The sequence below is a fragment of the Candidatus Protofrankia californiensis genome, assembly GCF_900634765.1.
In the GTDB taxonomy this organism is placed as follows: domain Bacteria; phylum Actinomycetota; class Actinomycetes; order Frankiales; family Frankiaceae; genus Protofrankia; species Protofrankia californiensis.
The window spans coordinates 1-3,692 of sequence record NZ_CAAAFT010000397.1; the positions used below are offsets into that span (position 1 = coordinate 1).

The 3,692-nt window shown below is 66.5% G+C and carries 5 protein-coding genes; 1 reads left to right on the forward strand and 4 read right to left on the reverse strand.

Annotated elements, in window-relative coordinates:
• Positions 1 to 139: 139 nt before the first annotated feature.
• A complete protein-coding gene (locus DD1DGNOD_RS20375) occupies positions 140 to 565 on the reverse strand; it encodes a VOC family protein (RefSeq protein WP_131768077.1) in 426 nt (141 codons plus the stop codon).
• A 1,095-nt stretch (positions 566 to 1,660) separates the two neighbouring features.
• Between DD1DGNOD_RS20375 and DD1DGNOD_RS27350 the strand changes: the two genes are divergently transcribed.
• Entirely contained in the window at positions 1,661 to 1,813 is a 153-nt protein-coding gene (locus tag DD1DGNOD_RS27350; protein WP_165035175.1) for a hypothetical protein, read from the forward strand.
• A gap of 531 nt (positions 1,814 to 2,344) precedes the next feature.
• Here DD1DGNOD_RS27350 and DD1DGNOD_RS27355 read toward each other — a convergent pair.
• The 3 genes from DD1DGNOD_RS27355 to DD1DGNOD_RS20390 form a co-directional block, all read right to left on the reverse strand.
• Positions 2,345 to 2,506, reverse strand: a complete 162-nt coding sequence (locus tag DD1DGNOD_RS27355; protein WP_165035176.1) for a hypothetical protein — start codon at positions 2,504 to 2,506, stop codon at positions 2,345 to 2,347.
• Positions 2,507 to 2,633: 127 nt separating this feature from the next.
• Entirely contained in the window at positions 2,634 to 3,014 is a 381-nt protein-coding gene (locus DD1DGNOD_RS20385; protein WP_131770838.1) for a type II toxin-antitoxin system death-on-curing family toxin, read from the reverse strand.
• Entirely contained in the window at positions 3,011 to 3,208 is a 198-nt protein-coding gene (locus tag DD1DGNOD_RS20390; RefSeq protein WP_131768100.1) for a ribbon-helix-helix protein, CopG family, read from the reverse strand. Before DD1DGNOD_RS20390 ends, DD1DGNOD_RS20385 begins: the two co-directional genes overlap by 4 nt.
• Between the last annotated feature and the right edge of the window lie 484 nt (positions 3,209 to 3,692).

A 3,692-nucleotide genomic window follows, 5' to 3' on the forward strand; every position in this document is an offset into this window, starting at 1 on the left:
GGCTTGAGGGATTGAGGGATTGAGGGATTGAGGGATTGAGGCCACGTTCGCACGCACCCCTCAGTTCAGGCAGGACTCTGCGCGGCTGCTCGATCCGCGCCTCGTCGAAGACGGATAGGGGCCCTCGGCGGACGGTCGTTCAGGCGCAGAACTCGTTGCCCTCCGGGTCACGCATCACGACCCAGTAGACGCCGAGTTCCTCCACGGCCTTGACCCTGGTCGCACCAAGCCTCTCCAGCCGCGCCGCAGCCTCCTCGGTTCGTGCGCGCCGTATGTCGAGGGGAACATCGAGACCGCCACCGGAACGAAGGTCCAGATGCACACGGTTCTTTGCCGTCTTCGGTTCCGGAACACGCTGGAAGAACACCCGTGGCCCCACTCCCGCAGGATCGACGATCGCAGCTGCGGAGCTCCATCGGTCCTCCGGTACGCCCTGCGCCGCGAGGAACGCCGGCCAGCTGTCGAAGTCCGGCGGCGGAGGCTGAACCTCGTAACCGAGCGCCTCGGCCCAGAACGTCGACAACATCGCGGGGTCTGCGCAGTCGAACGTCACCTGAAACGTCATGGAGGAATCTCCTTCCGTCACCAACCTCCGCGCCACATGCTGTCATGAGCACCACGGAACCGGCCCGATCCCGCGGGAGTCGGTCGGCGAACTCCTGACGGATGAGCATGGAGGCACGTACATTGACGATCAGGTGATCGTCAATGTACTGTGCATCCCAGCTGCCAAGCGGTGCACTGACCGAGTGCGCGTGGTTCAGCACCAGGCAATCGACGTCGAGAGAGGCAGCCGCCTTCGCTTCGTCCAGAAGCGTGTGAGCCGACTGTGGCTGGCGTAGGTACACATCCGGTAGCGTATGAGCATCATATCCCCGGCCGGTCAGCGACTTGACCAGTTCGGCCGAGCTGGCACCCTCACTGCCGAGTGGATGACGCTGATCCGTATCGTAACCCGACAGCCTGTCGCGAGAACAGTAGCGCCAGCATACGCGCAGTGCCGGGCGATGGAGGCACCTATGCCGAGAGACCGGCTCACACCGGTGATGAGGACGGTCCGTCCGGTCAATGATCTCGTAATTGCCGATTCCGCACTCTCCGCCATGGCACCCCTCTTCACCCCTCTTGACATCGGGAAATGACCCGCTCGACCGTACCCCGGTTAAATTAACAGTACCGAAGGGAATCTCACCAAAAATATCTCCACGGCGTCCGCTATGTTGACCATCCCGGGGCAGGCGCCGGGAACGGAACAGGCATCACAAGAGCGATCAGCATCCGAAGAGAATGCCTCCACCGAGCGTATCTGCGTCACCCCGACGTTACTAATCCGAAATTTGGCTGTTGGACCGAAACAATGACGACGTCGCAGGTCGGGACGCGTGCCGCGGTCCACAGGAGCCTGGATTCTCTTGAGTTACTCCACGGACACCGCCTGTGTGCGATCTGGAGTACGTATGTGCGGATGGCGTATGCGTGGAGGGTCGGGAGAATGGCTGTCGCCGGATGGTGGAAATGTCCGGATAGGCGGTTAGACTCGTACACATGTTCGATCCCGAGGTGGTCGTCGCCGACCCGGCCGCCGGCGTCCGCCCGCCGGTGTGGCCCGCCGACGGCACCCCCACGTCCACCGGCGCCGCACTCGGTCCCGGTTCCCCCGGTGCCGGTACCGGTTCCACCGGTGCCGGCACGGGGGGTGGCAGTGCCGGGGGTGATCCGGTCGCTGCCGGTGCGGCTGGTCCGGCCGCTGCCGGTGCCGGGGGTGCCAGTGCCGTCGCTGGCGGTCCGGCCGCTGCTGGTACAGGTGCTCTGACCGCTGCCGGTCCGGCTGGTCCCGCGGGGGGTGTGGGCTGTGGCGGGTGCGCCGGCCTGCCCCCGCTGGAGGCCTGCGACGCGGACGGCTGCCCGAACCGTGGGACGACCCCACCCCTCCCACATCCCCGCCAACATCCACACCAGCGTCCACGACTGCCTCTGCGTCCACGACTGCCTCTGTGTCAATGTCCGCCCCTGCGTGGATGTCCGCGTCGGCCTCCGTCACGGCGGCGGTGATGTCCGACGCCAGCTCCCGGCCGGCCGGCGGGCCCCGGCCGGCCGGGACGACCCAGGCTGGTGCGATGCCCGTGCTCCCGCAGACCCGCTTCCCGGGCCGCTCCGCGAGAGCGTCGAGGACCGCACCCGGCCCGCACCAGGGCCGGACGCACCAGAGCCGGGAGCGGACGGTTCGGGGAGGAGGGCCGGCGCCCACGATCCAGACACGGGCGGAACCGGGCGGGGCGGCGTCCCGGACCTCGGCCCACCACCCTTCTGAGATCCTCCCGTCACCGGTCCTGAGATCGTCCCCTTACCGGCTGGCGGCATCCTCGTGAGCGGCGACCTCGGCTTCGTTGTCACCCACCTCGGTGACCTCGGCGGCCTTGGTGACCTCGGTGATCTCGGTGATCTCGGTGATCTCGGGGGCGGCTGCGATGTCGGCGGGGCTGTGTCGTCGGCGGCTGCGACACAACCAGGCCTCGTCCGCGAACGCGCCAACACATCCGATTTATCACCGAGCTGGTCCATGATCCCTGACCCCTGAGACAGACCCCATGCCATGTGGAGGGCGTGTTGTGGAGTCATTGTCGGGGTGTTGTTCAGGAGCGGGACGTGTTTGCCGTTCGCAGGATGGCCGCGATGTCGTCGACGGTGTCGAGCGCGCCCGAAGCAACGCTCATGACCAGATCGTAGGCGGCGTCGTTGGTGAGCGTGAGCCGGCGTCCGTTGAGGCCGTAGAAGGCGATGACGGCGGCGAGCGCGAGGCGCTTGTTGCCGTCGACGAGCGCGTGGTTACGTGCCAGCGAGTGCAGCAGCGCGGCGGCCTTGCCGTCGATCGTCGGGTAGGCGTCGTTACCGAACACGCTTGCCTGCGGACGCGCGGCAGCCGATGCCAGCAGGCCGTGGTCACGGACGAGTGGCGCGGTCCCCAATGTTCGTTCGGCTACGTGCAGCAGATCGGCGAGCGTCAGGTAGATCATTCGCCGAGGCGCCGCAGGGCCTCGGCGTAACGCGGGAGCTCCTCGTCGAGGACCCGGTCGAGCAGTTCGGCACGGCTGTGGGTCTCGATGTATTCCCGAATCGCCTGTCGGGCGACGTCCTGCATGGACCGCTGCTCCAGCTCGGAGCGGCGCCGCAGCGCATCCGTCTCGTCGTCGGTGAGCCGCAGTGTCATCGCCACATCAGCATGGTATCAGTCGTGATACCACCCAGATGCGACTCCCGGCGGGTCCCGGACGGACGGCCACGCTCAACAAACAGGACATCTATTCCGCAACCACGCTGAATGTTTACAGCGCGGGTCATCCCGCGGGTTTCGGACGGGGACCGTCCATAGCCGAAGGTTATGACGGCGGGTCTTGGACGGATGACATGCGCCGCCGCACGATCGGTCGTGTGGGCGCGGCCATCGGCGGTTGTTCGACGCTGCCGTCGTCCCGATCGCAGAGTCGTCCCGATCGCAGAGTCGTCCCGATCACAGAGTCGTCCCGATCACAGAGTCGTCGAGATCGAGGAGATCGGGAAAAGAGGAGTCCGAGAAAGAGGTGGATGCTCGTGGAGCTCGGTGTCATGGGGCTGAACGCCAAGGCGACGTTGGGTCCGGCCGATACGGTCCGGCTGGCTCGGCGGGCAGAGGAGCTGGGATACCGGTCGTGGTG